This window comes from Streptomyces venezuelae, from assembly GCF_008642355.1.
Classification (GTDB): Bacteria; Actinomycetota; Actinomycetes; order Streptomycetales; family Streptomycetaceae; genus Streptomyces; species Streptomyces venezuelae_B.
In genome coordinates this window covers 7,824,933-7,849,058 of record NZ_CP029193.1, presented here as the reverse complement: position 1 = coordinate 7,849,058, position 24,126 = coordinate 7,824,933, and the positions used below count along the sequence as shown (strand labels likewise).

The window sequence follows — 24,126 nt, the reverse complement described above, 5'->3', positions numbered from 1 at the left end:
CGGCTACTCCTCGCCGTGGGTGCCCGGACTCCCCCAGTCGAGGCGCAGCACCGCGAGGTCGTCGGAGTGCCGTCCGGCGTTCAGCGCGTGCGTCTCCTCGATGAGGCGGTCGACGTGCTCGGCCGGGTCCGTCGTCGGCAGCTCCCCGATGAGGCCGAGCAGCCCGTCGACACCGAGCCGTTCGCCCGTGGCTCCGTTGTGTCCCTCGGTGAGTCCGTCCGTGTAGAGGGTCAGGGCGCCGGAGGCCGGGAGCGGGACCACCGTGGAGGGCCATCTGCGCAGTCCGGGGACGACGCCGAGGGCCATGCCGTGCGCGGCCGCCAGTTCCTGGGTGCCCGCCGCCGTGGTGAGCAGGGGTTCGTGGTGTCCCGCGAGGTGCAGCGTGGCGGTGGCGGCACGCTGGTCGAGGGTCAGGAGCGTGCACGTCGCGAACAGGTGCTGGCTGCCGCGCTCGGCGATCAGGATGCGCTCCATCAGGTGCAGCAGGTCGTTGCCGCGATGTCCGCCGAGCACGAGGGAGCGCCAGGCGATGCGCAGGAAGACACCCAGCGCCGCGGCGTCCGGCCCGTGTCCGCTGACGTCGCCCACGACGGCGTGCAGCAGTCCGTCGTCACCCTCCACCACGTCGAGGAAGTCCCCGCCGAGCAGCGCCCACGCGGCTCCGGGCAGGTAGCGCGAGGTGACCCTGACCGTGGAGGTGTCGAGGATGGGCTGGGGCAGCAGACCGCGCTCCAGGCGTGCGTTCTCCTCCGCCCGCAGCCGGGCGGCCTGGGCTTCGGCGTTCGTACGCTCGGTCTTGCTGCGGTAGACGGCGTAGCGCACCGTCCGGCGCAGCAGCTCCCCGTCGACCTTGCCCTTGACCAGGTAGTCCTGGGCGCCCGCGGCCATCGCGTTCGCGCCCGCCTGGGCCTCGGAGAGACCGGTGAGGACGATCACCGCGGTGTGCGGTGCCCGGCGCCGGACCGCGGTGACGGCGTCGATGCCCGAGACGTCGGGCAGGTGCAGGTCGAGCAGGACGCAGTCGATGGGGCTGCCGGCCAGCACGGCGTGTGCCTCGGCCAGTGTCGTGCGCGTGGTCAGCTCGAACCGCAGTCCCGTGTCGTGCAGCAGCTCCTCGACGAGCAGGGCGTCGCCCTGGTCGTCCTCGATCAGCAGGATGCGGTACATCTGCTCGTCGGGGACGGCTGCGACGGTTGAGGTCATGGTGCGTGCTCCGCGTCGGCGCGGGTGGCTTCCGGCAGGGTGGATGGGCCGATGGCTTCCGGGGGGTGGGGAGCCAGGGTGAAGATGAGCCGGGCGCCTTCGGTGTACTCGGGGTCCACGGCGATGGTGCCGCCGTGGAATTCGACGATCTTCTTGCACATCGCGAGGCCGATGCCGCTGCCGCTGTAGGCGTCCTTGGTGTGCAGCCGCTGGAAGATGACGAAGACCTTGTCGACGTAGTCCGGTTCGATGCCGATGCCGTTGTCCGTGACGGTGAACCGCCACAGGTCGTCCTCGCGCTCCGCCGTCACGCGGATCTCGGGCGGTGTCCCCGGCCGCCGGAACTTGACGGCGTTGCCGATGAGGTTCTGCCAGAGCATGCCCATCTGGGTGGGGTCGGCGATCAGCGTCGGCAGCGGGTCGTGGCTGATCGTCGCGCCGGCCTCCTCGATGGCGACGCTCAGTGTGGACAGGGTGCGGGTCAGCACCGTGTCGAGGTCGACGGTCTGCTGGGCGTTGTGCAGTCGCCCCACCCGGGAGAAGTCGAGCAGGTCGTTGATGAGGACCTGCATGCGGTTCGCCCCGTCGACCGCGAAGTCGATGTACTGGTCCGCCCGTGCGTCGAGCTTGCCCGCGTAACGCCGCTGGAGGAGCTGCGTGAAGCTGGAGACCTTGCGCAGCGGCTCCTGGAGGTCGTGGGAGGCCACGTACGCGAACTGCTCCAGCTCCGCGTTGGAGCGCTGCAGTTCCGCGGCCTGCGCGTCGAGGCGCAGGCGCGCCTCCTCGCTGAAGGCGAGTTCCCGCACGAGACGACGGCGCATGAAGTCGATCTCACCGCTGAGCCGGCGCAGGTCGGCGGGGCCCGTCGGCTTGATGGCGTGGTCGAAGTCACCGCCGGCGATGGTCCGCGCCTCGGCGCCGAGCTGCTCCAGCGGCCGGTTGATACCGCGCCGCAACCCTTCGAAAATGAGCGCGGCCAAGAGGACGATGAGCGCTCCGATGGAGACGAACACCCAGTTCCGCAGGGTGCTCGTGGCCATCAGGTCGTCCCTCGCCCGGGTCCGCTCGGCACGCAGCCGTTCCTGCTGGTCGTGCAGCGCTTCCCGCACCCGGTCGAAGGCCTTCTTGCCCTCCGCCGCCCTCTTGGTGGCCAGGGGCGAGGGTGCGCCGGGCGGCTCCGCGGCGACCGGCCTGGCGAACCTCTCCTGCCAGTGCTCGACGGCCTCCTGCACGACCGCCAGGTCCTTCCTGCCGTCGGAGTCGTCCTCCAGCAGGTCGGCGAGGCGGGACGCGTTCGCCTTCTGTTCGTCGAGGCCGCGCCGGTAGGGGGCGATGAACTCGGACGTGCCGGTGAGTCCGTATCCCCGGATCCCGGTCTCCTGGTCGAGGATGGCCGTCTCCAGGCGGATCGCGGTGGTCAGCGCGGGCGAACGGACATCGACGAGGTCCTTGCTGATGGTGGCGGTGCGCGCGAGGACCCACGCTCCCGTGGCCCCGAGCAGCGCCAGGATCGCCAGGGACAAGGCCACCCCGACTCGGAGCCATCTCCGTGTCGTCCACGTGGAGAGCGCTCCCACGCGCGGCCGCCCTTCTACGCCGGTCATCCTGCGGACTCCTCATCACGACAGCCGCGTCGAGGTTGCGGCCCGCATACTCTAAAGGCTGACAACACTTGTTGTCGCCAGCGGTCCCCGGGACCTAGAGTGCCTGACATGCCGGGCATGAACTTCGAGTTGCGAGCCACTCCGCAGGAGACGGCCGCCATCGCCGACTCGGCGGTCGGCGCCGTCGCGCAACGACTCGCCTGGCAACTCCTCGACGGACCCGAGCACCCGGCGGCGGACGACGCGGCGCAGCCGCTGCTCCTGCTGCACGTGCTGGACCAGCTCCAGCAGGCCACCGAGCGGCTCCAGCGGGAGGCCGCGGGGGCCGCGGCCGAAGCGGGCGCCGGCTATCCGCAGATCGGCGCCGCGTGCGGCATGACCCGGCAGGGCGCTCGGCGCCGCTGGCCGGGGCTTTTTCACCACTCCCCCGAGAAACGCACGGAGCGTTCCATGATGACGACCCCCGCCCGTCCCTTCGACGTCCTGCTCGTCGAAGACGACATCGCCGACGCGATGCTCATCGAGGAGGCACTCTCCGAGCGCGGGGCCCGCAACCTGGTTCAGGTCACCGACGGTGTCGCCGCCCTGGAGCACCTGCGCACCCCGGGCAGCCCGCGGCCCGATCTCATCGTCCTCGACCTGAACATGCCGCGCATGAACGGCCGGGACCTCCTGAAGGTCCTCAAGGCGGACGAGGACCTGCAGACCATCCCCGTGGTCGTCCTCACCACGTCCACCGCCCCGGAGGACGTGACCGGCGCGTACAGCAGCCACGCCAACGCGTACGTGACGAAGCCCGTCAACCTGGAGGAGTTCGAGACGGCCGTGCAGAGCATCGACGCCTTCTATCTCGACACCGCCACCCGGCCCCGCCCCTGACCGACCGACTGCGGTTCCTGACCGACTACGCTTCCGAGGAGGCCGGGCCGCCCGTCAGGTAGCGGGTGAGCATCGTGACGAGCTCGTCCTCGAACCGCGCCCGGTCCACGTCGCCCGGCCCCGCCATCACCTTGTGCACCACCATCTCCACCGTGGAGACCACCAGCCGGGCGGCGATGTCGACATCCGCGACCCGCACCTCCGGGTGGTTCCGCAGCAGCCTCTGGGCGTAGGCGATGCTGCGCATCTCGTTCCGGGCCACGCGCTCCAGCAATTCGGGGGCGCGTGGCCCCTGTTCCATCATCACGCGGAGCAACTGCGGGTCGTCCCGGTGGCTCTCGACGACATTGCCGACGTAGGAGCGCAGGATGCTCTCGACGGACTGCGTCCGCAGTCCGTCCCGGTCCGGCTGGGCCGCCTCGATGGCGGCCATCCCCGCGTCCAGGTGCCGGATCAGCAGCTCGACCAGGATCGCGTCCTTGTTCGGGTAGTACTGGTACAGCGATCCGATGGAGACCCGGGCCCGCTCCGCGATCCGGTTGGTGGTCCCCGCCGCGTACCCGTACTCGGCGAAAACGTGAGCAGCGGCGTCGAGGATGCGCTGCCGGGTCAGCTCCGCCCGGATCTGACGGGGCTGTTTACGTGGCTGTAGTCCACGTCGGTCGGACGACATCGCACCTCCTGCGAGGTCCCGTGAACGCGAGTAGCGTGGGACCTGAGTAATTGCTCACAATACTGGCATGAGCTGCGGCGATGCGGGGCGTTCCCCCGGAGCCGCACACCGTCGTCCGCCCGAGGAAGTCGCCATGACGCATGCCCCCGCACGCCCCCGACGGATCTCTCCGCAAGAGGTGCTCGAACGGCTCGGGCCACCCGACGCCATGATCAAGGAGAAGGTGAAGGACCGCGTCGACGACTATGTACGGCACTTCATCGCCCACTCGCCGTTCCTGACGATGGCGACGGCGGACGCGGCCGGACGCGCCGACTGCTCGCCGCGCGGCGACTACCCGGGCTTCGTGAAGGTCCTCGACGAACACACCCTCGCCCTCCCCGACCGCCCCGGCAACAAGATCGCCGACTCCTTCCGCAACCTCGCGGAGAACGACGGCGTCGGGCTCTGCTTCTTCGTCCCCGGCGTACGCGAGGTGCTGCGCGTCAACGGCAGCGGTTACGTCACCGACGAACCCGATGTGCTGACCCGGATGCGCATCGAGGCCAAGCGGCCGGACCTGGCGATCGTCGTCGAGGTGGCCGAGGTGTACTTCCACTGCGGGCGGGCGCTCGTCCGCTCGCGGCTGTGGGACCCGGCGAGCCAGGCGCTCGCCGAGGGCATGCCGTCGATCGGTGAGATGGCGGCCGCGCAGTTCGGCGTCGACGTGGACCCGAAGCTCCTGGAGGCGTCCCTGGAGGACGCCTACCGCAAGCTCTACTGACCACGCTCCCGGACCGCACGGACACACGCCCCCTCGCCCGCACAGACAGAGGAACCACCGATGCAGCACACCGTCGTCGAGCACATGGACCGGGTCACCGAAGACGTCGTCGCCCTCACCCTGCGCGCCACCGCGGGCGACCTCGCCCCCTGGGACCCCGGCGCCCACATCGACCTGTCCCTGCCCAACTGGCTCGACCGGCAGTACTCGTTGTGCGGGGACCCCGCCGAGCGGGACGCCTACCGCGTCGCCGTCCGGTACGACCCGCTCAGCCGGGGCGGCTCCGAGTACGTCCACCGCTTCCTGCGTCCGGGCCGCACCCTCCCGGTGTCCCTCCCCCGCAACCACTTCCCGCTCGTCCCCGCCCCGGGCTACCTCTTCCTCGCCGGCGGCATAGGCATCACGCCCCTGCTCCCCATGCTGCGCGCGGCGGTCACCGCCGGGATCCCCTCGACGCTTGTGTACGCGGGTCCTTCGCGGCACAGCATGCCCTTCGCCGACGAACTGCACCGCACCTACGGTGACGTGGTGCGGATCGTGGAGACCGGGCGGCACGGCAGACCGGACCTCCATGCCCTCGCGGCCACGCTGCCTCCCGGCACGCTGGTCTACTGCTGCGGACCCGCGACGATGCTGGCGGCGGCCGAAGCCGCGTTCCCCGCGGAGCGGTTGCACGCGGAACGCTTCCAGCCTGCGGTGCGGTCCTTCGGCCCCGACACGGCGTTCGAGGCGGTCTGCGCACGGTCCGGGGGCGCTGTCGCCGTACCGGCCGACGAGTCGCTGCTCGACGCCCTCGCCCACGCGGGACGCCCCCTGCCCGCGGGCTGCCGCGAAGGAATCTGCGGCAGCTGCGAAGTCACCGTCCTGGACGGTACGCCCGAGCACCGCGACGACATCGGAGCGCCCGAGGGCCGCATGTTCGCCTGCGTGTCACGCGCCGTGTCGCCCCGCCTCGTCCTCGACCTCTGAGGACACGTCACGGAACTGGCCGACGCGGGTTCACGGGCGGATTTTGCCCGGGAGGGCCGGGGAGGAGGGGTCGGAAACGTGTCCGCACACACTCCGGTGCCACCGCCCTCGTACTGCGACGACCTGGTGGAGGCCGACGTCCTGCCGCTGGAGGCGGGGCTGTCGCAGACCCTGCGGTGCAACATCGGGCACGACTTCAACCTGTTGATCTGGGTGGCCCAGCAGCCGAGGAGCGGTGACACCACGATCAAGAGGACATCGCCCGGCCGTGGCACGCCGCCCCTCCGCCACACCTGCTCCTCCAGCCCCGGCAGCCACTCCGCCTGCCCGTCGTCGACGGCGCCCCCGGCGTGACCCGCGAACAGGACGATCGTTGGCAAATCATGAACAATACGACGCGCGTACTGGCCGCTGTCGCCTTCACCGGCGCCGCCGCCCTGTCCTTCTCCGGTGTGGCGCAGGCCCAGGAATCCGACCGGCAGAACCCGCTGCCGGTGGGTGACGTGACGAAGGAGGTGATCGGCGTCTACAACCACAGCGTCGCCCCCGCCGTCCAGCAGCAGGTGCACGACACGCTGCACGGCGGAATGTAGCCGCCGGTCAGTCCGGTTCCGGCCTCTCCCGCACGACCTGTTCCCCTTCGATGAACACCATCCTGACCTCGGTGGCGTGGACCTGCGTGATCGGTACTTCGAAGGGGTTCCGGTCGACGACGATGATGTCGGCGAGCATGCCGGGTTCGATGCGTCCGACGCGGTGCGCCATGCCTTCCTGGCGGGCGGAGTTGACCGTGAACAGGTCGAACGCCTCCTCGAGGCCGATGGCCTGGGACGCACCGAACCGGTCGGTGCTTCCCCCGGGTTCCTGCCGGGTCACGAGCGTCTCCATGGCCGACCACGGGCTCACCGACGGCACGACGCACCAGTCCGAGCCCGCCACGACCAGGGCACGGGCGTCGAGCATCTCGCGCACGGGCCAGGCGCGTTCCACGGCTTCCCTGCCGACGGCCGCCGCGATGTCGGAGCAGATCGGCGACGGCCGCCACAGGTAGGGCGACACCTCGAAGGTCGCCCCGAGCCGTGTCGCACGCTCGATGTCCGGCTTCGACACGAACGTGCAGTGACCCACGTTGTGCATGCACGGGCCGTGGCCGTTCGCGGTGCGGGCCGCCTCGATGGCGTCGAGCGCCGCCCTGACCGCAGCGTCGCCGGCCGCGTGGAACTTGACCGTGATGCCCATCCGGTCGAACCGGGTCACGGCCTGGTCGAGGACGGCGGGCGCGACCACGAGCATTCCGTGCCGGCCCGCCTCGTCGCCCCGCCCGGCCACGGTGTCCGCGTACGGTTCGAGCATGGCGGCCGTGTGGCTGTCGGTCGGCACGCCGTCCAGGAAGATCTTCACGCAGTCGGGCGTGACGCGGTCGCTCGCGTAGAGGTTGCGGTGCGCGATCACGTCTTCGCACGTGGGGTCGTACGGCGACCACACGAGGCTGAGTCGTACGCGCTGCCGGACGGTGCCCCGCGCGGCGAGACGCGTGTAGGCGCGCAGTTCGGCCCGTGGCCCCGCGGTGAAGCCGACCGCGGCTTCGGTGAACGACGTGATCCCGTAGGAGAGCATCTCCCCGAGGGCCCACTCCAGCGCCGCCTCCACCTCGTCGTCGTCCGGTCTGGGCGCCGACGCCGCCAGCAGATCGGCGGCCGTCTCGCGCTGGATGCCGCTCGGACGGCCCGCCGCGTCCCGCTCGAAGATGCCGCCCGCCGGGTCGGGTGTGCCGGGACCGACGCCGGCGATCCGCAGCGCCGCGCTGTTCGCCCACGAGCTGTGCCCACTGGTGTCCTCCAGGAGAACCGGGTGGCCGGGCGCGACGGAGTCGAGCATCGTCCGGTCCGGGATGCCTCCGAGGGCGTACGCGTCCCACTGACCGCCCAGGACCCACGCACCGGGGGCGGTGCGGCGGACGTGCTCGGCCACGATGCGGAGGGTGGTGGCGAGGTCGGAGCCCTGCGGGATCTTGCAGCGGCGTTCGCGGACCCCGGCGTAGACCGGATGCACGTGGAGGTCATGCAGGCCGGGCAGCACGGTGTCCCCGGCCAGGTCGCGCACCCGCGTCTCAGGGCCGCGTCGGCGCAGGGCGTCGGCGCGGGTGCCGACCGTCTCGATGACACCGGCACGCACGGCGAGCCCCTCGGCCCAGCCCGACGCCGTCTTCACGTCCCCGCCCACGAGAATCAGATCCGCGTACGGCTCACCCATGGCACCCCACCTCCGGCTCAGCGGCGGTTGATGAATCCGGCGTCCACGGGCAGCGTGACGCCGGTGACGTAGCGGGCTTCGTCCGAGGCGAGCCACAGGACCGCGTTGGCCACGTCGTCCGGTTCGACGGTGTCCACGGGCAGCGCGTTCGGGGACCCCTCGGACAGGATCGGGTCCTGGGCGACGAACTCGGCCATGACCGGGTCGGCGACCATACGGGTGGCCACGCCGGTGGGGTGCACGGAGTTCACCCTGATGCTGTGCGGGGCGAGGTTGTTGGCGTACGTCCGCATCAGCCCGACCACACCGTGCTTGGACGCGGCATAGCCGAGGCCGCCGTTGCTGGCCCCGCCGATGCCGACAAGGCCCGCGGTGGAGCTGACGATGACGATCGAGCCGCCCCGGTCCGCGTCGATCATCGAAGGGACGGCCACCTCGATGGTGTGGAAGGTGCCGGTGAGGTTGATGTCGATGGCGTCGTGCCACGCCTGGACCCGGTCGTCCACCAGGAGCGGCGCGATTCCGGCGTTGGCGACGACGACGTCGATCTGCCCGAACGCGGCGAGCCCGGCGTCGTACGCCTCTTGGAGGGCGTCCCGGTCGCGCACGTCGGCCTGCCGGGCGACGACGCGGCGGCCCAGCGCCTCCACCTCCTCGACCGCTTCGGACAGTTCCTCCGGCGACGACAGCCGGTAGGGCACGGTGTCGACCGGCCGGCAGATGTCGACGATGACCAGGTCGGCGCCCTCCTCCGCCATCCGCTGGACGTAACTGCGGCCCAAACCGCCGGCCGCGCCGGTGACGAAGGCCGCCTTGCCCTCAAGACGCCCCATTCCGCGGGTCATGTCCGTGGTGTACCGCGCGGCGGTCGGCCTGGCCAGAGGGGCATGGGGAGCCGGGCCCGGACGGAGTGGGCGACGGCGGCTCCGCCGGTCGGGAGGAAGAGGGGGTGAGGAGGAAGAGGGGGAAGGTGACGGGGTTTCGGAGGGTGTTGGTTCGCCCGAAGGGGTCGGGGTGTCGGAGGGGGTGGGGGCGTGGGGGCCGGTGTGGGGCAGCCCGGCCGAGTGGGGCCGGAGTGGGAGGGGCCCGGGTCGGAGGGGCGGGGGCTCGTGCCGGGGGCGGAGGGGTGCGGGCAGACGACGTTGCGCTCGGTGTGCTTGGCCAGGATCCAGCGCCCGAGCAACTGGCCCACGTTGTCGAGCAGGGCGCCAGGAGCGGCGGGGGTGGTGTTGGTCCCCCGGACGTGGTGGTCGCCGATGCCGGTGAGTTCGGTGACGCCTTGGTAGGCGGGCCGTGGAACATCCACCGGTCCCGGTAGAGGTCCTCGGCGGTGATCGCGCAGGGCCGTTCGTCGACGTCCTGGCGCCGGCGGGCGGGGGCCCACCGGGGTATCCGTCGGCGACCTCCAGGACGGCTCGCGCGTACGTCCCGAACGCCACCCGCACGAGCCTCTCATCGGCCTCGGCCGTCACGACGACGTCGACCCGACTGGGAGGTCCGGCCACGAGCCGCTGTTCCAGTCGCACATCGTGCACGGCGACGACCCGCCGCCCGGGGTGGGCCCGTTCGATGGCCTGCGACATGTGATGCACGACGTTGGTCGCGGGAACGACGGGGTGCCGATCCGAGAGATCGGGCCATCCGGGCCGCGCTGCGGGATGAAGCAGTGGTCGAGGAGGTGGGGCATGGAGGCGGTGTCGATGGTCAGGGAGGTGGTCTCGGTGCGGGGGCGGGGACTGAAGGAGACCGCAAGAGCTGAACGTACGGGCCGAGCCCTGGCCGCCCGCGTCAGTCAGCGTTGCGCGGCGAGGAAGTCGCGGTACCAGGCGATGGTGTCGTCGAGCGTCGCGTCCAGGTCGATGGGCTTGAGGCCGAACGTCTCCTGGATCGCCGACGAGTCCATGACCTGCGGTTCGGTGTGCTGGTAGAACAACTCGGCGTAGGAGTCCATGAAGACCTGGTCGAACGGGCCGAACGGCACGGGCTCCTGCTTGATCACCGTGTTCAGCGGCTGCCCGACCTTCCTCTCGATCAGCCGGAAGACCTCCCGGGTGGTGAGGGCCGGCGCGGTGGGCAGGTGCCAGACGCGGCCGTCGCCGTCCGGGTGCTCGCCGAGAGTGGCGAGGCCGGCGGCTGCGTTGCGGATGTCGGTGTAGCTGTGCGGCAAGTCGATGTCGCCGAGGCCGTACACCTCGCCGCCGGTCAGGGCGCCGGGGAAGACGGCGCCGCCGAGGGTCGAGTTGAGGACCTGCGGTCCGACGAAGTCGGCCGAGCGGCCCAGGACGACACGGGCGCGGCCCCTTTGATGGGCTGCCAGGTACTTCTCGTCGAGCGCCGCACGCATCCTGCCCTTCTGGCCGGTGGCTCGCCACGCGGTGTCCTCGGTCATCACCCGGCCCTGGGTCTCGCCGTACGGATAGAGGGTGTCGAGTACGACCAGCCGGGCACCCTCGGCCTCCACGGCACCGAGCACCGCGTCCTGGATGCCGGGCATCACGTCGACCTGCAGGTGGTAGGCCACGTTCACGCAGTGGTAGACGACGGCGGCGCCCTTGATCACGGACCGGGCGCCGTCGAGAGTGCCGACGTCGCCCCGGACTCGGGTGACGCCCTCGGGAGCGGAGCCGCTGCCGGAGCGGTCGACGAGGCGGACGGCGTGCCCGCGACGGGCCAGCTCACCGGCGAGCGTCGAACCCGCCGGACCGGCGCCGAGGACTATGTGCAGGTCGGATGAGGTGATGGCAGACATGCTCCACGTCCCTTTCGGAGACCCCAATAAAGCCCTTAACTTCAGTTACACACTATAACTACCGCGATGGAGTAGTGCAATAACAAGTCGCGAACGCGACGGGCTGTAACATTCGGGGCCACAGGCAGGAGGCGGAAGAACCCTGGAGGCAGACCGCATGACATCCACACCTCGGGCCCGCACCCCAAGGGAGCGGTACCGCGACCAGACACGCGCGGAGATCAAGCAGATCGCCGTCGGCCAGCTCGCCGCGGGAGGCGTGGAGGGCGTGGCGCTGCTGCGTATCGCCAAGGAGATCGGCATGTCCGGGCCGGCCCTCTACCGCTACTTCGCCAGCCGCGACGACCTGCTCAGCGAGCTGGTCGTCGACGCCTACCAGGCGGTCGCGGCCGAGATCGGGGCCGTCGACATCTCGGCAGGCGGGCGGGCGGCACTGCACGCCCTGGCAACGGCCTTCCGCGACTGGGCCGTGGCACAGCCGCACCTCTACCTCCTCATCCAGGGCACCCCGGTCCCGGGCTTTCGCGCGCCGGACGAGACCGTGGCGCACGCGCGCGAAGTCCTGGGGCCGTTCCTCACCGTCTTCGCCGGGGGGCGGCCGTCGAACTCCGTCGAACCGCTGGTGGGCGAGTTCAACCGCTGGCTGCGCGACGACGCGGCGGTGGCGGCGTGGGTCGAGAAGTGGACCGGGCCGTCGTCCGGAGGCTCCGCGACGTCAACAGGGGCCGCAGAGTCCCCAGTGGCCGCCGGGTCCGAGGGATCATCGGAGTCCGCGGCGGCCGTCGCACTGACCGGCGCCATCACCGCCTGGCCCCAGTTGCACGGGACCGTCGGCCTGGAAGCGGCGGGTCAGTTCGCCGGCATGGGTCACCGGCCGACGACACTGCTCGCCGTGCAGGTCGACATGCTCGCCGACGCGTTCCAACTGGCCTAGACCCCCGCCTCGTAATCTGCCCGCCTCCGCCATGCGCAGCACCGGGCACCCTTTTTTTCCGGCGCGTCTCGACCGGCTTCGGAACGCGTCTTGACCGGCTGACAGAAGGGTCTCAGGGTTGAGAAACGAGCCGGGGAGGGGCGAGCAGGAGGGACGGGCCCGTGGAGCGGCGCGCCTTCGCGTCCACCCCCGCTCTCCCCTCCCCTCCCTTGGAGAGCCGTGTTGAACACCACACCGCCGAGCGACGCCACCTCGCCACAACCGCCCGGACCGGCGCACCGCATGGACCCGTCCGGTGGTTGCCCGCACGCGGACAACGCCCGGCTGCTCGCCCGCGGCGCGGTCGCCCCCGTGGTCCTGCCCGGCGAGGTGGAAGGCGTGGCGGTCCTCGGGCACGACGCTCTCCGGGAACTCCTCTCCCACCCCGATGTCGCCAAGAACGCCCTGCACTTCACGGCATTGCGATCGGGCGGAATACCGGACGGCTGGCCGCTCAAGACCTTCGCCACGGTGCAGGGCATGACCACGGCGGACGGCGCCGACCACCGGCGGCTGCGGTCACTGGTGAGCCGGGCGTTCACCGCGCGTCGCGTGGAGGAACTCGGCCCGCGCATAGCCGAGTTGACGTCTCAGTTGCTCGACGGCCTGGGCGAGGCGGCGGCCGGTGAGGGCGACGGGGTCGTGGACCTGCGCTCGCACTTCGCGCTGCCGCTGCCGATGGGCGTCATCTGTGAACTGCTCGGCGTGGACGCCGGGCACCACGACCGTCTGCACCATCTCTCCAACCAGATCGTCGCCACGGACATCGGCCCTGAACAGTCCCAGGCCGCCAACCGGGAGATGATGGACGTGCTGGCCGCCATCGTGGCCGCCCGTACCGAGGACCCACGCGACGACCTCACGTCCGCCCTGATCGCGGCCCGCGAGAAGGACGGCGACCGGCTCAGCCCGCTCGAGCTGATCGGCACCCTGATGCTCATGATCATCGCCGGGCACGAGACGACGCTGAACCTGATCACGAACGCGGTACGCGCCCTGTGCACGCACCGCGACCAGCTCGACCTGGTCATGTCGGGCCGGGCGAGCTGGCCGGACGTGGTCGAGGAGACGCTGCGCTGGGACAGCCCCGTAAGCTACTTCCCGTTCCGCTACCCGACCCGGGACCTGCCCCTTGCCGGCACCGTCATCCCCAAGGGCACCCCCGTGCTCGCCGGGTACTCCGCCGCGGGCCGCGACCCGAAGACCCACGGCCCCGACGCCGACGCCTTCTCCCTCACCCGCACCGCCGCCGCCCGCCACCTCTCCCTCGGCCACGGCGCGCACTACTGCCTGGGCGCCCCGCTGGCCCGTCTGGAGGCCACCGTCGCCCTCGAACAACTCTTCGCCCGCTTCCCCCGCCTGGACCTGGCGGTACCGGACGCCGAACTACCGCGCCACGCCTCATTCGTGGGCAACAGCGTGCGGCGACTGCCCGTACACCTGAACGGCTGACGGACAGCTGAACGACTGAACCAGGCCCCCTCAGGGGGCCGAAGCCAGCTCCCGCCCCACCGACAGAACCGCCTCCCGCAGGCTGCGGACTCGGCCCTGCGTCCCTTGAGCGGCATCGATCCACACCTGCAGCCCGTCCAACAGCTCATCCGACCGCGTCCTACGGGTCAAATCTCGCCGTTCTGCTGCGCCCAACGTGCCGCTCTCGTACGGGAGTTCGCGTCGCAGGAAGCTCCAGTCCACCCCCGGGGCCGTCCCGCGTCGGCGCCACGCCCCCGCGGGCGCCGCCCGCCCTCCTCCGACCTCGCCTCCCCCACTGGAGTCCCACATTCCGCGCCGTACCTCTACACAGTTCTCACGCTCCCCCTCTGGATTCCCGCCTCCATTACGCGTATGTGCAGGACATAGGCATATGCCAGAAGCACCACCGCATCGGGTGTTGCCAAATCCCTTACGGCCCACCCCCTGTTGTGCGAAAGTCATTAGCGGTCCACCACCCGTCAAGCTGGTCGCACCGCATCCGCAACGGAGTCGCACCGCACCTCAACGGAGCACCTCATGCCGTCCCATGTCTTCGCGGACCACGCAGCCGCCCAGCCGCCCGAGCGCGGCACGGTCGATGCGCTGATCTCGCAGACGCGTCGGCTCCGCGTCGACGTCGACGCCGTGCGGCGCGACGCCGTGGCGGACCGCGGGGACGCCGAGGGACGCTGGCAGCGCGCCCTGTGCGACCTGGCGGTCCATCAGCTCAACGACCTCGACGACCATCTGGCCCAGCTGCGGGACGGCCCGCCGCGGACGGGCGGGGAGCCCGCGGCGCCGGTCGTACCGGGGGACGTCCCGGGATCCGTCGGCGTGGGCCGTGTATCCGGCGAGCCGGACAGAGGCTCGTTGCTGAGCCGGGTGGGCAGCGCCGAGTGGAACCTCCTCACCGACGAGGCGACCTGGTCCCGCGAGCTCTACGACATCCTCGGCCGCGACCCCGCCGCTCCGCCGCTCTCCCTCGACGAGTTCCCTTCCCTCGTGCACCCGGACGACCAGCCACAGCTGACGGCGATGGTCACGGACTGCCTCATCGACGGCAAACCCATCGACGGCGAGTTCCGCGTCCTGCGCCCCGACGGCTGCGAACGCCAGGTGCACATGATGGGCGAGCCCGTGCTGGCAACCGACGGCTCCACCGCCTCCATGTGGGCGGTCCTGCGGGACGTCAGCGAACTGCGCCGCAGCCAGCGTGTCGTGCGCGAGAGCCGCGACTCCCTCCAGCGACACCACGACATCGCACAGACCGAGCACCGTCTCGCCGTCGCCCTGCAAGAAGCGGTTCTGCCGCCGTGGCGCGGCTCCCTGCGGCTGCCGCACGGCGGCCCGGGGGGGCTCGACCTCGCCGCCCAGTACCTCCCTTCCGCGACCAGCGCGCTCATCGGCGGCGACTGGTACGACGCGATGGAACTGCCCGGCGGCGAAGCCCTGTTGAGCGTCGGCGACCTCACCGGGCACGGCGTGGCCGTCACCGCCGGCATGGCGATGCTGCTCGGCACGCTGCGCGGCCTGGCCGTCGCCGGAGCGCGGCCCGGACACCTCGCGGAACCCGGCCGGATCATGGGCTGGCTGAACCAGTTGCTGGACGCCACGGCCCAGCCCGCCCTCGGCAGCGCCGTCTGCTGCCGCTTCGATCCCGCCACACACTTACTCACCTGGGCGCAGGCCGGGCACCCCGCCCCGCTGCTGTTCCGCGACGGGACAGGGCGCGCGCTCACGCCACCGCACGGCGTGCTCCTCGGCGCGACCTCCGGCGCGGCGTACGAGCAGGCCGATGAGCAACTGCGGCCCGGAGACCTGTTGCTGCTGCACACCGACGGCCTGGTGCCGCGGCGCGACAGGGACACGGCGACGGGTCTGTTGCTGTCCCTCGCATCCCGTTTCACCGGGGCGCGTACGGCGCAGGACTGCGTACGGACCGTCGTCGAGGAATTCGGCGAGGCACCTCGTGAGGACGACGCCTGCCTGTTGGTCGCGCGGGTCTGAACCGTCCAGCCGTGTCTGGACCGTCCGACCGTGTCTGGACCGTCCGTTCGTGTCTGGACCGCCCGACCGCGCGATGCCGCATGTGCTCCGGTGCGTTACGCCCTCGCGGTCCTCCCCCTGGCACTCTTCGCCTTCGGCAGGGCGAACTTGATCTCCTCGCGCAGGTCCTGGATCTTCGGGTAGCCCGCGTACTGCGCGGTCAGCCGGTACATCTCGCGCAGCCGGTCCCAGGTGCGGTGCGAGGAGTTCGCCCGCATCGACACCAGTGCCAGCCGCGCGTACCGGTCGGCCTGTTCGGGGTCGTCGGCGATGAAGCAGGCCGACGCCAGGGAGATGTAATCGAAGATCTGCGAACGGTCGCGGTTCTTCGCCCGCAGCTCGATCGCCTCCTTCGCGTGCCGCTGCGCGGCGTTCGCCGCGGACGCCTCGTGATCGGCGAGGGTGCGGTAGGCCAGGGCCTGCATGCCGTGCAGATCCGCCTCGTCGAACATCTGCATCCAGCTCGGCGGCGGCACGTCCCCCTTGTCGGACACGAAGAGGTCCTCGGCGAGACCGAGGGCGCGTCGCATCGCCTGTCCGCGCCCCATCGACGCATGTGCCCAGGCGTCGATGGTGTACAGCATCGCCCGTGTGCGGGGCAGGGCCTCCTCGCCCGCGCCCGACTTGGCGAGCTTCATCAGGTCGAGAGCGTCGTCGGGTTTGCCGAGGTGCACCATCTGGCGCGCGGCCCGCGACAGCGCCTCACCGGCGCGCGGACGGTCGCCGCCCTCGCGTGCGGCGTGCGCCGCAATGACGAAGTACTTCTGTGCCGTGGGCTCCAGACCGACGTCGTGCGACATCCATCCCGCCAGCACGGCGAGATTGGCGGCGACCCCCCACAGGCGCCGCTGGAGGTGATCGGGGTGACGGTAGGCGAGCATGCCGCCCACTTCGTTGAGCTGGCCCACCACGGCCTTGCGCTGCAGCCCGCCGCCGCGGGCCGCGTCCCAGGCGCGGAACACTTCGACGGAGCGCTCCAGTTCCTCGATCTCCTGGGACCCGATGGGAGCGGCCTCGTAGCGGTCGAGGCCCGCGGGGTCGACGTGCAAGGGATCATCGATACGGGGGGCGTCGGCCTTGAAGGCCGGATCGGCGTGCAGCCAGTCGTGCATGGCGCTGCTGAGTGCGGAGCCTGCGGCAAGCGCAGCGCCCGCGCCCACCAAGCCGCGTCGGTTGAGCATGAGGTCCATTCCCGTGAATTCGGTGAGGACCGCGGCCGTCCGCTCGGGCGCCCACGGCACGCCGTCGGGGTGCTCCACACTCCCGTCGCCACGCCGCTTCCCTGCGCGCCCGTGCCGGACCAGACCCAGATCCTCAGTGGTCACGACACGGCCGAGACGCTCGGTGAACAGAACAGCCAGCACCCGTGGCACCGGATCGCGCGGGATCTCTCCCATGTCGATCCACCGCCGCACCCGCGAGGTGTCGGTGGCCAGCTGGGGGTGGCCCATGGCCGCCGCCTGCCGGTTCACCAGTCTCGCGAGCTCCCCCTTCGACCAGCCGGCCAGGCCGAACAGGTCCGAAAGGCGGGTGTTGGGTTGTCCGTTCACGTCAAGCCCCCAGGTTCTCGGCTGAGTTGACAGTAACCGTCTGTCAGTTGCTGAGCGACTATTCGCCAGGGTTCGCCAGGGTGCGCCACATGGTGTGCCAGGGGACGGCGGGTGTCAGGTAGGAGTGCGCCACCCCGACCCGGTCGCCGCAAGGCACTCCCCAGGGTGCACCCGAAGCGATCGGGCCGGGAGGCGCACGCAACTCGCAGGCACACGAAGGGATCTGTATCGCCCATGTACGCAGCATCGTCCTCCGTGTCCGCCCCGCCCCGGCCGCTCCACCCGCGCCCTCCGGTCCACCGGAGCCGCGAGATGGCCCCGTCGTCGGGGAACGGTCCCTATCTGGAGCCGGTGCGCCCCGCGGGCGCGCCGCTGGGCGCCGGCCGCACGCCCCGCATGCCGGGGGCCGGCACGCAAACGCTCAGCGGGAGACTCGACTTGTCCGGCCCCCAGGGGGCGCAACTGCGCACCGCGATCGCTTCGGTGCACCGCATCTGCCCCGAGTTCAATCCGGTGCAGGTGCTCCGCAGAAGCGGCCGCACCGTGCTGCTCGTCGGCACGACGGGGCGCAGCACCGCCGTGGCCAAGTGTCTGCTGGACCACTCGCCCGGCTGGGCGGAGCGGATCAGGCACGAAATAGCGGTATACCGTTCGTTCGTCCGACACCGCCCGCCGGTCCGTGCGCCGCGGCTCATCGCGGCCGACCCGGACGACTGCACGCTGGTGATCGAGCGGATGCCCGGACGGGTGGCGGCGCTGCACCGGCATCCCATCGAGTCGCCGCCGCGTCCGGACATCCGGGCGGCGCTCGGTTCCATCTGCCGCCTCAACCAGTGGCGGCCGCCTGCCGAGATGTTCGGCAAGCCGATGGACTACGGCAAGCGCATCACCCGCTTCCACGAGCTCGGCCTGCTGACGGACCGCGACATGGGTGACCTGCAGAAGCTGCTGCACGGGATCGCGCACTCCGTCGCGCATCAGGGCAACGGCCACCAGTCGATGTGGCAGTTCTGCCACGGCGACGCCCTGCTGTCGAACATCCTCCTCTCGCCCCCGGGGCCCGTCCTCGTCGACTGGGAGCACGCCGGCTGGTACCTGCCGGGGTACGACCTGGCGACCCTGTGGTCGGTGCTCGGTGACGCCCCCGTGGCGCGGCGCGAGATCAGTCAGCTGGCGCAGTCGGCGGGCCCGGCGGCGCGTGACGCGTTCCTGGTCAACCTGATGCTGGTCCTGACCAGGGAGATCCGTACGTATGAGACAGCCGTGCAGCGTTCGATGCACGACGCGGCCCCGGCGGCACCGGGCCCGGCCCATCCCGGTGCTGCGCCGTCCGGCGAGGAACAGCGGCTGCTGCTGAGGCGGCTGCACGACGACTGCCAGCTGGCCCGCAGGGCCGTGCGTGCGGCGGTCGGCACTCGCTGACGGGGAAACAGGTCCGCGGTGCGCTTTGGACAGGGGCGCACCGCGGACCCTCGTATGCCATCCGTACCGCTGGGGCGCGGAGAACCACCCCGTGTCCACGTCGAACGAATCGTCCCGGGGCGACGTGAACACCAGGTACAGCTAGTGGGTTCCGGTCAGGGCCTCGACCGGGACGGCGGGTGTCGACCGGTAGTCGTCCCAGCCGCCCGTGTCGGGCACGGGCGTCGCGGTGCTCGGTCTGCCTGTACTTGGGCCGCAGCACGGATCGGAGTTGGATGAGCGGCCTTTGACCTGACAGGGACCCAAGCGGGTTTGCATCCATGGGACTTGACGGGTACTTAGGTCGCCTGTCGAACAGCATCGGCCTTGTGAGCAGCGAAAGTCGTCCCTAAGGTTGCGGCATGTCTGGAGCGCCGGATCATCTCCCCGCAGCCGTGCCGTCCTCGCCCGGTGAGGTGCTCGCCCTGCTGCGCACCGGCGCCGCGCAGACCCGCGCGGACATCGCCCGGATGACGGGCCTCGCACGGTCGACGGTCTCGCAGCGCGTGGACGCGCTCATCGCGCACGGCTTCCTGGCGGAGGAGGCCGACGGCGGCTCGGCGGGCGGCAGGCCGCCGCGCAGGCTCCGGCTGCGCACCCGCGAGCACGCGGTGGCGGGCGTCGACCTGGGCGCGTCGCACTGCCGGGTGGCGCTCATGGACATCGGCGGCGAGACGCTGGCGCTGCGCGAGGACCCGCTGTCCATCGCGGACGGGCCGCAGGCGGTCCTCGGCCACGTGGAGCGCACGCTGCGCACCCTGCTCGACGAGTCGGGGCGGGACGCGGGGGGCCTCAAGTCGATCGGGGTCGGCGTGCCGGGGCCCGTCGAGTTCTCCACGGGCCGACCGGTGGATCCGCCGATCATGCCGGGGTGGCACCAGTTCCCCATCCCGGAGTTCTTCGCCGACCGCTTCGGCCCGCGCGCCCTGGTCGACAACGACGTGAACGTGATGGCGCTGGCCGAGCAGCGCCGCGCCTTTCCGGACACCCGTTACCTCCTCTACATCAAGGTGGGAACGGGCATCGGCTGCGGCATCGTCGCCGACAGCAGGCTGCACCGGGGCGCGCAGGGCAGCGCGGGCGACATCGGGCACATCCGGGTCGGTGACGTCGAGGCTCCCTGCCGGTGCGGCAACACCGGCTGCCTGGAGGCGGTCGCGGGCGGCGCGGCGCTCGCCCGCAGGCTGTCGGCGCTCGGTCTCGATGCCACGTCGGGCAGCGATGTCGTACGTCTGGTCAAGTCCGGCAACCGTGACGCCGTGCGCATGGTCCGTGAGGCGGGCCGGGCGGTCGGTGAGGTGCTCGCTGGCCTGGTGAACTTCTTCAACCCGGACACGGTGGTCGTCGGCGGGGCGCTCGCCGCCGTCCACGACCAGCTCCTCGCGGGCGTCCGCGAGGCCGTCTACCGGCGCTCGCATCCGCTGGCCACGCATGTGCTGCGCATCGAGCCGAGCCGTACCGGGGAGAACGCGGCGGCCATCGGCGCCGGCATCCTCGCGGTCGAGCACGCGCTGGCGCCGCGGCAGGTGGACCGTGTCCTGTCGGGTGCGGTGCGCTGAACACTATCGGCCAACACCGTCGAATCCCCCTGACCGCACGGCGCCGGTGACCGTAGCGTCTGGGTATGTCCGCAACCGACGCAGAGCAGATCGACCGGGCCAATTCCTCCGACCGCACACCGGCCGTCTTCGTGCACGGCCTGTGGATGCTGGCGAGCAGCTGGGACCACTGGCTGCCGCACTTCGAGGCCGCCGGGTTCGCCCCGGTCGCCCTGACGTGGCCCGGCGAAGCGGCGACGACGACCGAGGCCAGGCAGTACCCCGAGACCATCGCGGGCCGGACGGTCGGGCAGGTCGCCGACCATCTGGCGGGGCTCATCGGCACGTTGGAGCGCAAGCCCGTGGTGATCGGGCACTCCGTCGGCGGGCTGCTCACGCAGATCCTCGCGGGTCGCGGCCTCTCGGCGGCTTCGGTGGCCATCGACCCGGCGCCGTTCCGCGGCGTCCTCGCGATGCCCCTGTCGACGGTGCGTTCGCTGATCCCGATGATCGCGAACCCCGCCGACCGCAAACGTGCCAAGCCGCTGACGTACGGGCAGTTCCGCTATGCCTACGCCAACGCCGTCAGCGAGGAGGAGGCCCGCTCCATCTACGAGCGGTATGCCGTGCCCGCGCCGTGCGCCCCGCCCATGCAGGCGGCGCTCGCCAACTTCAACCCCCGCACGGAGGTGAAGGTGGACTGCCGCAATCCGCAGCGCGGCCCGCTGCTCGTCATCTCGGGCGGCAAGGACAACGCGATTCCGTGGGCACTCGCCAACGGGGCGTACAAGCGGCAGAAGCGCAATCCGGGCGTCACGGAGATCGTCGAGCTGCACGGGCGGGACCATGCGCTGACGCTCGACAGCAGGTGGCGGGAGGTCGCGGACGTGGCGCTCGCGTTCGTGCGGCGGTTCGTCTGACGGCGCGTTCAGAACCGGCTCACCGCGCCACCGATCAGGGTCGTCACCGACTCCAGGTGGTCCGGCGGGGGTGACGTGTCCGTGGTCAGGGCGAGGGTGGCGTGCGGTGGGACGGGGATGCGGAGGTTCGTGGGCACGGGCGCGGAGTCCGCGAGGTACAGGTCGGCGCGGGCACAACCGAGCATCGTCGGGACGTGCCGGGCGACGAGCTCTCCGACTGCCCCCGGGGTGGCGGCCGCGGCGAGCGCCACGACGAGCGCGTGCAGGCGGTCGAGGCGGGCGCGGACCGTCGCCAGGGTCGCGTTGAGCGCGGCGCGGTCCCCGGTCGCGCGGAAGCGGAGGGTGCGCTCGCGTTCCCACCCGTTGACGCGGTCCTTGAGGGTGAGGAAGCGGTCGCCGGGGTCGATGCGGGCGGCGCGGAGGTGGACGGTCGGTGCGTGCAGCCACTGCGCGCGGGCGCCGAAGCAGCGGCACCTCAGCCGTACGCCGTCGTAGCCGTGGAGGGTGAGGGCCGCCGGTGTCGGATGGCCGGTGCGCGGCCACTGCCGGACGCACCGGCCGACGTCGTCGGCGGATTCGGAGACGAGGGCGCTCAGCGGGATGTCGTCCTCGACGCCGGGGAGCAGCCGGACGGCCGCGGGATTGGCTGCGAGGACCTGACTGTCGGCGGCGACGAGCAGCACGGGTTCGGTGTGCAGAGCGGCGGTCTTCCGGAATTCGCATGAACACGTCGCGGTCCAGGGCGATGGGTGCTTCGGACGGTTCCACAGAGCACTCCTTGGCCGAGCAACGCCGCCCGCCGGGTGGTGCCGGGTCAGGAGCGCAGGTACGCGTCCAGTCCACGGATCAGCTCGCCCACCCGTCCGCCACCGGCCGGTGCCGCCGGATAGCGTGCGAGTACGTCGACGACGGCCGGTGCCGCCCGGCGTGCCGCCCGCTCGATGTGTGCGGCTCCGACGGTCCGGTCATCACCGGCCGCGAGCTCGGCCGTGCGCGCCGCGTGGGCTGCCGCACCCAGGATGTGTTTGACCTGGGTGGCCTTGACCAGCGGATGCAGATAGGCGGCTCCCGCCGCGGCCGTCGCCGCACGCGCCGCCTCCCGCGCGGCCTCGGAGTCCGCCTCCTTGGCCGCCTTCAGCGCCGCCCAGGCGGTGTCGCGGAGCCGTTTCCCGCGCTCGCCGCCCCTGGCGAACTCCCACGCGGCGTCGATCGCGTCCCGGGGCCGCGCGTCGTCCGGCCGGTCGGCCTCGAAGACCGCGAGCACCTCCTGCGCGCAGGCCGCGGCGAACGCCGTGACCTCGCGTAGGTCCTGTCTGTCGAGCGCGACCTCCGCCGCGCCGGCCCTGTCCGCCGTTCCGCTCTCCCCTGCCATGCGTCCATCCTCGTCCGTCTCCCGCCTTCACACCGCCCTCCCCCCACTCAGCGGCCGGTGGCCCCGTCGATCTGCTCGCGCAGGATGTCCGCGTGGCCCGCGTGGCGGCCGGTCTCCTCGATCATGTGGACGAGGACCCACCGCATCGACGGCACCGGGCCCCGGCGACGGGCGCGGGGAGCGGGGAGGTGCAGATCCGGACAGGCGTCGATGATCACGTTCGCCCGCTCGACGGTCTTCCGGTAGTCGGCGCGCACGCCCTCGACCGTGTCCTCCGCGGACGGCCGCAGGGTCGCCTGCCAGTCGGCGGGCTCCTCACCGAGGAAGTAGAAGCGTTCGACGGACGCCAGGTGCTTCAGCAGTCCGAGGAGGCTCGTGCCCGACGGGACCCCTCCCGTGCGGACCTGCGGCTCCGGCACACCGTCGACCTTGTCGGTGATCGAGCTCCGCAGCTGGTCGAGGACGTTCCGGAGCGTCGCCTTCTCGTCGGCGCCCGCCGTCGCCGGTGCGTTGTGCGTGCGCATGGAGCCCTCACTCCGTTCCTGGGGCGGGCCGGAGGAGTCCGGCGGTGGACTGGATGAGGAGGACGTTGTCGACGACTGTCGCGGTCTCGCCCGAGGGGCCCGTGGCCCGGCGGTGTGGCGTCTCCGCCCGCAGTACGGGCCAGCGTGTCGGGTCGAGGCCCAGGTCGGTGGCGATCTCTTCCGGGGTCGGGGGGTGGACGTCGGGGTCCTGGTTCCAGGACCAGGGTGCCGTGGAGCCGTGGTCGACGATCAGGAGGAGTCCGCCGGGGCGCAGGGCGAGTGCGGCGGCGCGCAGGACGTGGGTGCGGAGCAGCGGGAACGGGGTGTGGAAGTACTGGGCGGAGACGAGGTCGAACCGGCCCGCCGGGAATCCTGCCGCGAGGTCGTGCTGTTCCGCGGTGATCCGCTCGGCGACGCCGAGGTCCCGTGCGTGCTCCCTCAGCCGCTCGACGGCCGTTCCGGAGATGTCGACGGCGGTGACCTGCCAGCCCCGCCGCGCCAGCCAGAGGGCGTCGCCTCCGGCACCGCAGCCGAGGTCCAGGGCGGTGCCCGGGATGAGTGGCGCGGCGGTCTCGGCGAGCACCGGGTTGACGCGGGTGCTCCGGTCGCGGGTGGAGCGGTAGTGGCGCTCCCAGAACTGCTGAGCGCTGTCGGCGGTGTTCTCGGTCGTGCTTTCGGAGGCGTCCATGCCGCCAGGTTCCGCAGCACCGTGCCGCTCCCGCAAGAAAAATTGCGGATCTGCGAAAGGGGCGGCGGGGGCCGCTGTCAGTGGTGGCTGGGAGGGTGGCCCGTATGGACAGTGACGACGAGCAGCTGCTGCGCGGCCGGGTCTACGGGCAGGATCACGAGCACCCGGGCCCGCGCCCGGGACAGTCCTATGCCGAGCTGGTGGGCGGCCCGTTGGACGGGTTGCTGCTCGACATCACCGGCTGGACGCGCGAAGAGGTCACCGCGGGTGTGGACCTCCCCACCGAGCTGGGGCGGTTCGGTGCCGGCGGCCGGTCGACGTACCGCCCGCGGCCGGGCGCTCGGGCCCGGTTCGAATGGGCCGGGGACATCAGATGACGGCAGTGTTCCGCGCGCACGGGCCCGCTCCGGAAAAATCCCGGGAAAGTCGTGGGGTCGCACTGTTAGCCTGATCCACATGGCACGAGGTATCTGGTCGCAGAAGGTCCG

General features: G+C 71.5%; 23 protein-coding genes. 12 read left to right on the top strand and 11 right to left on the bottom strand.

What is annotated here, in order from left to right; all coding sequences use genetic code 11:
• Positions 1-3: 3 nt before the first annotated feature.
• Together DEJ47_RS35395 and DEJ47_RS35390 are read right to left on the bottom strand one after the other, a co-directional pair.
• Positions 4-1,203 (bottom strand): PP2C family protein-serine/threonine phosphatase, encoded by a 1,200-nt coding sequence (locus DEJ47_RS35395; protein ID WP_150175202.1) that lies wholly within the window; start codon positions 1,201-1,203, stop codon positions 4-6.
• On the bottom strand, positions 1,200-2,807 hold the full coding sequence (locus tag DEJ47_RS35390; protein ID WP_150175201.1) for a sensor histidine kinase: 1,608 nt from the start codon (positions 2,805-2,807) through the stop codon (positions 1,200-1,202). Before DEJ47_RS35390 ends, DEJ47_RS35395 begins: the two co-directional genes overlap by 4 nt.
• A 108-nt stretch (positions 2,808-2,915) precedes the next feature.
• Here DEJ47_RS35390 and DEJ47_RS35385 point away from each other — a divergent pair, with 108 nt between their 5' ends.
• Positions 2,916-3,686: a response regulator gene (locus DEJ47_RS35385; RefSeq protein ID WP_190415719.1), complete on the top strand. Its 771-nt coding sequence runs from the start codon at positions 2,916-2,918 to the stop codon at positions 3,684-3,686.
• A 25-nt stretch (positions 3,687-3,711) separates the two neighbouring features.
• On the opposite strand, the gene DEJ47_RS35380 is transcribed toward DEJ47_RS35385, so the two are convergent.
• Positions 3,712-4,359: a TetR/AcrR family transcriptional regulator gene (locus tag DEJ47_RS35380; protein WP_150175200.1), complete on the bottom strand. Its 648-nt coding sequence runs from the start codon at positions 4,357-4,359 to the stop codon at positions 3,712-3,714.
• Positions 4,360-4,492: 133 nt separating this feature from the next.
• On the opposite strand from DEJ47_RS35380, the gene DEJ47_RS35375 reads away from it, so the two are divergent.
• The 4 genes from DEJ47_RS35375 (at position 4,493) to DEJ47_RS35360 (ending at position 6,684) form a co-directional block, all read left to right on the top strand.
• Positions 4,493-5,122 carry an MSMEG_1061 family FMN-dependent PPOX-type flavoprotein gene (locus DEJ47_RS35375; protein ID WP_150175199.1) on the top strand — a complete coding sequence of 210 codons (630 nt, stop codon included), beginning with the start codon at positions 4,493-4,495 and terminating at the stop codon, positions 5,120-5,122.
• Between the two features lie 60 nt (positions 5,123-5,182).
• Positions 5,183-6,091, top strand: coding sequence for a PDR/VanB family oxidoreductase (locus DEJ47_RS35370; RefSeq protein ID WP_150175198.1), 909 nt, complete (start codon positions 5,183-5,185; stop codon positions 6,089-6,091).
• A gap of 78 nt (positions 6,092-6,169) precedes the next feature.
• A complete protein-coding gene (locus tag DEJ47_RS35365) occupies positions 6,170-6,445 on the top strand; it encodes a hypothetical protein (protein WP_150175197.1) in 276 nt (91 codons plus the stop codon).
• A 29-nt stretch (positions 6,446-6,474) separates the two neighbouring features.
• On the top strand, positions 6,475-6,684 hold the full coding sequence (locus tag DEJ47_RS35360) for a hypothetical protein (protein ID WP_150175196.1): 210 nt from the start codon (positions 6,475-6,477) through the stop codon (positions 6,682-6,684).
• A 7-nt stretch (positions 6,685-6,691) separates the two neighbouring features.
• Here the strand turns inward: DEJ47_RS35360 and DEJ47_RS35355 are convergent, their stop codons facing one another.
• The 3 genes from DEJ47_RS35355 to DEJ47_RS35345 all read right to left on the bottom strand — a co-directional run bounded on the left by DEJ47_RS35355 (position 6,692) and on the right by DEJ47_RS35345 (position 11,093).
• Complete coding sequence (locus DEJ47_RS35355; RefSeq protein ID WP_150175195.1) at positions 6,692-8,344, bottom strand: amidohydrolase; 1,653 nt, start codon at positions 8,342-8,344, stop codon at positions 6,692-6,694.
• A 17-nt stretch (positions 8,345-8,361) separates the two neighbouring features.
• Positions 8,362-9,189 (bottom strand): mycofactocin-coupled SDR family oxidoreductase, encoded by an 828-nt coding sequence (locus DEJ47_RS35350; protein ID WP_223828638.1) that lies wholly within the window; start codon positions 9,187-9,189, stop codon positions 8,362-8,364.
• 947 nt (positions 9,190-10,136) lie between these two features.
• A complete protein-coding gene (locus DEJ47_RS35345; protein WP_150175194.1) occupies positions 10,137-11,093 on the bottom strand; it encodes an NAD-dependent epimerase/dehydratase family protein in 957 nt (318 codons plus the stop codon).
• Between the two features lie 157 nt (positions 11,094-11,250).
• On the opposite strand from DEJ47_RS35345, the gene DEJ47_RS35340 reads away from it, so the two are divergent.
• The 3 genes from DEJ47_RS35340 to DEJ47_RS35325 all read left to right on the top strand — a co-directional run bounded on the left by DEJ47_RS35340 (position 11,251) and on the right by DEJ47_RS35325 (position 15,546).
• Entirely contained in the window at positions 11,251-12,027 is a 777-nt protein-coding gene (locus tag DEJ47_RS35340; protein ID WP_150175193.1) for a TetR/AcrR family transcriptional regulator, read from the top strand.
• A gap of 282 nt (positions 12,028-12,309) precedes the next feature.
• A complete protein-coding gene (locus DEJ47_RS35335; protein WP_150176096.1) occupies positions 12,310-13,518 on the top strand; it encodes a cytochrome P450 family protein in 1,209 nt (402 codons plus the stop codon).
• 558 nt (positions 13,519-14,076) lie between these two features.
• Positions 14,077-15,546, top strand: a complete 1,470-nt coding sequence (locus DEJ47_RS35325; protein ID WP_150175191.1) for a PP2C family protein-serine/threonine phosphatase — start codon at positions 14,077-14,079, stop codon at positions 15,544-15,546.
• A gap of 95 nt (positions 15,547-15,641) precedes the next feature.
• On the opposite strand, the gene DEJ47_RS35320 is transcribed toward DEJ47_RS35325, so the two are convergent.
• Complete coding sequence (locus tag DEJ47_RS35320; RefSeq protein ID WP_150175190.1) at positions 15,642-17,135, bottom strand: hypothetical protein; 1,494 nt, start codon at positions 17,133-17,135, stop codon at positions 15,642-15,644.
• A gap of 234 nt (positions 17,136-17,369) precedes the next feature.
• Between DEJ47_RS35320 and DEJ47_RS35315 the strand changes: the two genes are divergently transcribed.
• From DEJ47_RS35315 to DEJ47_RS35305, 3 genes are all read left to right on the top strand, one after another.
• Positions 17,370-18,557, top strand: coding sequence for an aminoglycoside phosphotransferase family protein (locus tag DEJ47_RS35315; protein WP_150175189.1), 1,188 nt, complete (start codon positions 17,370-17,372; stop codon positions 18,555-18,557).
• A 401-nt stretch (positions 18,558-18,958) separates the two neighbouring features.
• Complete coding sequence (locus DEJ47_RS35310; protein WP_150175188.1) at positions 18,959-20,155, top strand: ROK family transcriptional regulator; 1,197 nt, start codon at positions 18,959-18,961, stop codon at positions 20,153-20,155.
• 65 nt (positions 20,156-20,220) lie between these two features.
• On the top strand, positions 20,221-21,054 hold the full coding sequence (locus DEJ47_RS35305) for an alpha/beta hydrolase (protein WP_150175187.1): 834 nt from the start codon (positions 20,221-20,223) through the stop codon (positions 21,052-21,054).
• 8 nt (positions 21,055-21,062) lie between these two features.
• On the opposite strand, the gene DEJ47_RS35300 is transcribed toward DEJ47_RS35305, so the two are convergent.
• The 4 genes from DEJ47_RS35300 to DEJ47_RS35285 all read right to left on the bottom strand — a co-directional run bounded on the left by DEJ47_RS35300 (position 21,063) and on the right by DEJ47_RS35285 (position 23,638).
• Positions 21,063-21,737, bottom strand: coding sequence for a hypothetical protein (locus DEJ47_RS35300; protein WP_150175186.1), 675 nt, complete (start codon positions 21,735-21,737; stop codon positions 21,063-21,065).
• A 131-nt stretch (positions 21,738-21,868) separates the two neighbouring features.
• Entirely contained in the window at positions 21,869-22,426 is a 558-nt protein-coding gene (locus DEJ47_RS35295) for a putative immunity protein (RefSeq protein WP_150175185.1), read from the bottom strand.
• A gap of 47 nt (positions 22,427-22,473) precedes the next feature.
• On the bottom strand, positions 22,474-22,950 hold the full coding sequence (locus tag DEJ47_RS35290) for a DinB family protein (RefSeq protein WP_150175184.1): 477 nt from the start codon (positions 22,948-22,950) through the stop codon (positions 22,474-22,476).
• A 7-nt stretch (positions 22,951-22,957) separates the two neighbouring features.
• Entirely contained in the window at positions 22,958-23,638 is a 681-nt protein-coding gene (locus tag DEJ47_RS35285) for a class I SAM-dependent methyltransferase (protein ID WP_150175183.1), read from the bottom strand.
• Between the two features lie 104 nt (positions 23,639-23,742).
• On the opposite strand from DEJ47_RS35285, the gene DEJ47_RS35280 reads away from it, so the two are divergent.
• Positions 23,743-24,015, top strand: a complete 273-nt coding sequence (locus DEJ47_RS35280) for a hypothetical protein (RefSeq protein ID WP_150175182.1) — start codon at positions 23,743-23,745, stop codon at positions 24,013-24,015.
• Positions 24,016-24,126 lie beyond the last annotated feature (111 nt).

What these genes read in the sequence shown, in the direction of transcription:
- DEJ47_RS35395 (WP_150175202.1), bottom strand. Translation starts at nt 1,203, where the DNA reads ATGACCTCAACCGTCGCAGCCGTCCCCGACGAGCAGATGTACCGCATC.
- DEJ47_RS35390 (WP_150175201.1), bottom strand. Translation starts at nt 2,807, where the DNA reads ATGACCGGCGTAGAAGGGCGGCCGCGCGTGGGAGCGCTCTCCACGTGG.
- DEJ47_RS35385 (WP_190415719.1), top strand. Translation starts at nt 2,916, where the DNA reads ATGCCGGGCATGAACTTCGAGTTGCGAGCCACTCCGCAGGAGACGGCC.
- DEJ47_RS35380 (WP_150175200.1), bottom strand. Translation starts at nt 4,359, where the DNA reads ATGTCGTCCGACCGACGTGGACTACAGCCACGTAAACAGCCCCGTCAG.
- DEJ47_RS35375 (WP_150175199.1), top strand. Translation starts at nt 4,493, where the DNA reads ATGACGCATGCCCCCGCACGCCCCCGACGGATCTCTCCGCAAGAGGTG.
- DEJ47_RS35370 (WP_150175198.1), top strand. Translation starts at nt 5,183, where the DNA reads ATGCAGCACACCGTCGTCGAGCACATGGACCGGGTCACCGAAGACGTC.
- DEJ47_RS35360 (WP_150175196.1), top strand. Translation starts at nt 6,475, where the DNA reads ATGAACAATACGACGCGCGTACTGGCCGCTGTCGCCTTCACCGGCGCC.
- DEJ47_RS35355 (WP_150175195.1), bottom strand. Translation starts at nt 8,344, where the DNA reads ATGGGTGAGCCGTACGCGGATCTGATTCTCGTGGGCGGGGACGTGAAG.
- DEJ47_RS35350 (WP_223828638.1), bottom strand. Translation starts at nt 9,189, where the DNA reads ATGACCCGCGGAATGGGGCGTCTTGAGGGCAAGGCGGCCTTCGTCACC.
- DEJ47_RS35345 (WP_150175194.1), bottom strand. Translation starts at nt 11,093, where the DNA reads ATGTCTGCCATCACCTCATCCGACCTGCACATAGTCCTCGGCGCCGGT.
- DEJ47_RS35340 (WP_150175193.1), top strand. Translation starts at nt 11,251, where the DNA reads ATGACATCCACACCTCGGGCCCGCACCCCAAGGGAGCGGTACCGCGAC.
- DEJ47_RS35335 (WP_150176096.1), top strand. Translation starts at nt 12,310, where the DNA reads ATGGACCCGTCCGGTGGTTGCCCGCACGCGGACAACGCCCGGCTGCTC.
- DEJ47_RS35325 (WP_150175191.1), top strand. Translation starts at nt 14,077, where the DNA reads ATGCCGTCCCATGTCTTCGCGGACCACGCAGCCGCCCAGCCGCCCGAG.
- DEJ47_RS35315 (WP_150175189.1), top strand. Translation starts at nt 17,370, where the DNA reads ATGTACGCAGCATCGTCCTCCGTGTCCGCCCCGCCCCGGCCGCTCCAC.
- DEJ47_RS35310 (WP_150175188.1), top strand. Translation starts at nt 18,959, where the DNA reads ATGTCTGGAGCGCCGGATCATCTCCCCGCAGCCGTGCCGTCCTCGCCC.
- DEJ47_RS35305 (WP_150175187.1), top strand. Translation starts at nt 20,221, where the DNA reads ATGTCCGCAACCGACGCAGAGCAGATCGACCGGGCCAATTCCTCCGAC.
- DEJ47_RS35295 (WP_150175185.1), bottom strand. Translation starts at nt 22,426, where the DNA reads ATGGCAGGGGAGAGCGGAACGGCGGACAGGGCCGGCGCGGCGGAGGTC.
- DEJ47_RS35290 (WP_150175184.1), bottom strand. Translation starts at nt 22,950, where the DNA reads ATGCGCACGCACAACGCACCGGCGACGGCGGGCGCCGACGAGAAGGCG.
- DEJ47_RS35285 (WP_150175183.1), bottom strand. Translation starts at nt 23,638, where the DNA reads ATGGACGCCTCCGAAAGCACGACCGAGAACACCGCCGACAGCGCTCAG.
- DEJ47_RS35280 (WP_150175182.1), top strand. Translation starts at nt 23,743, where the DNA reads ATGGACAGTGACGACGAGCAGCTGCTGCGCGGCCGGGTCTACGGGCAG.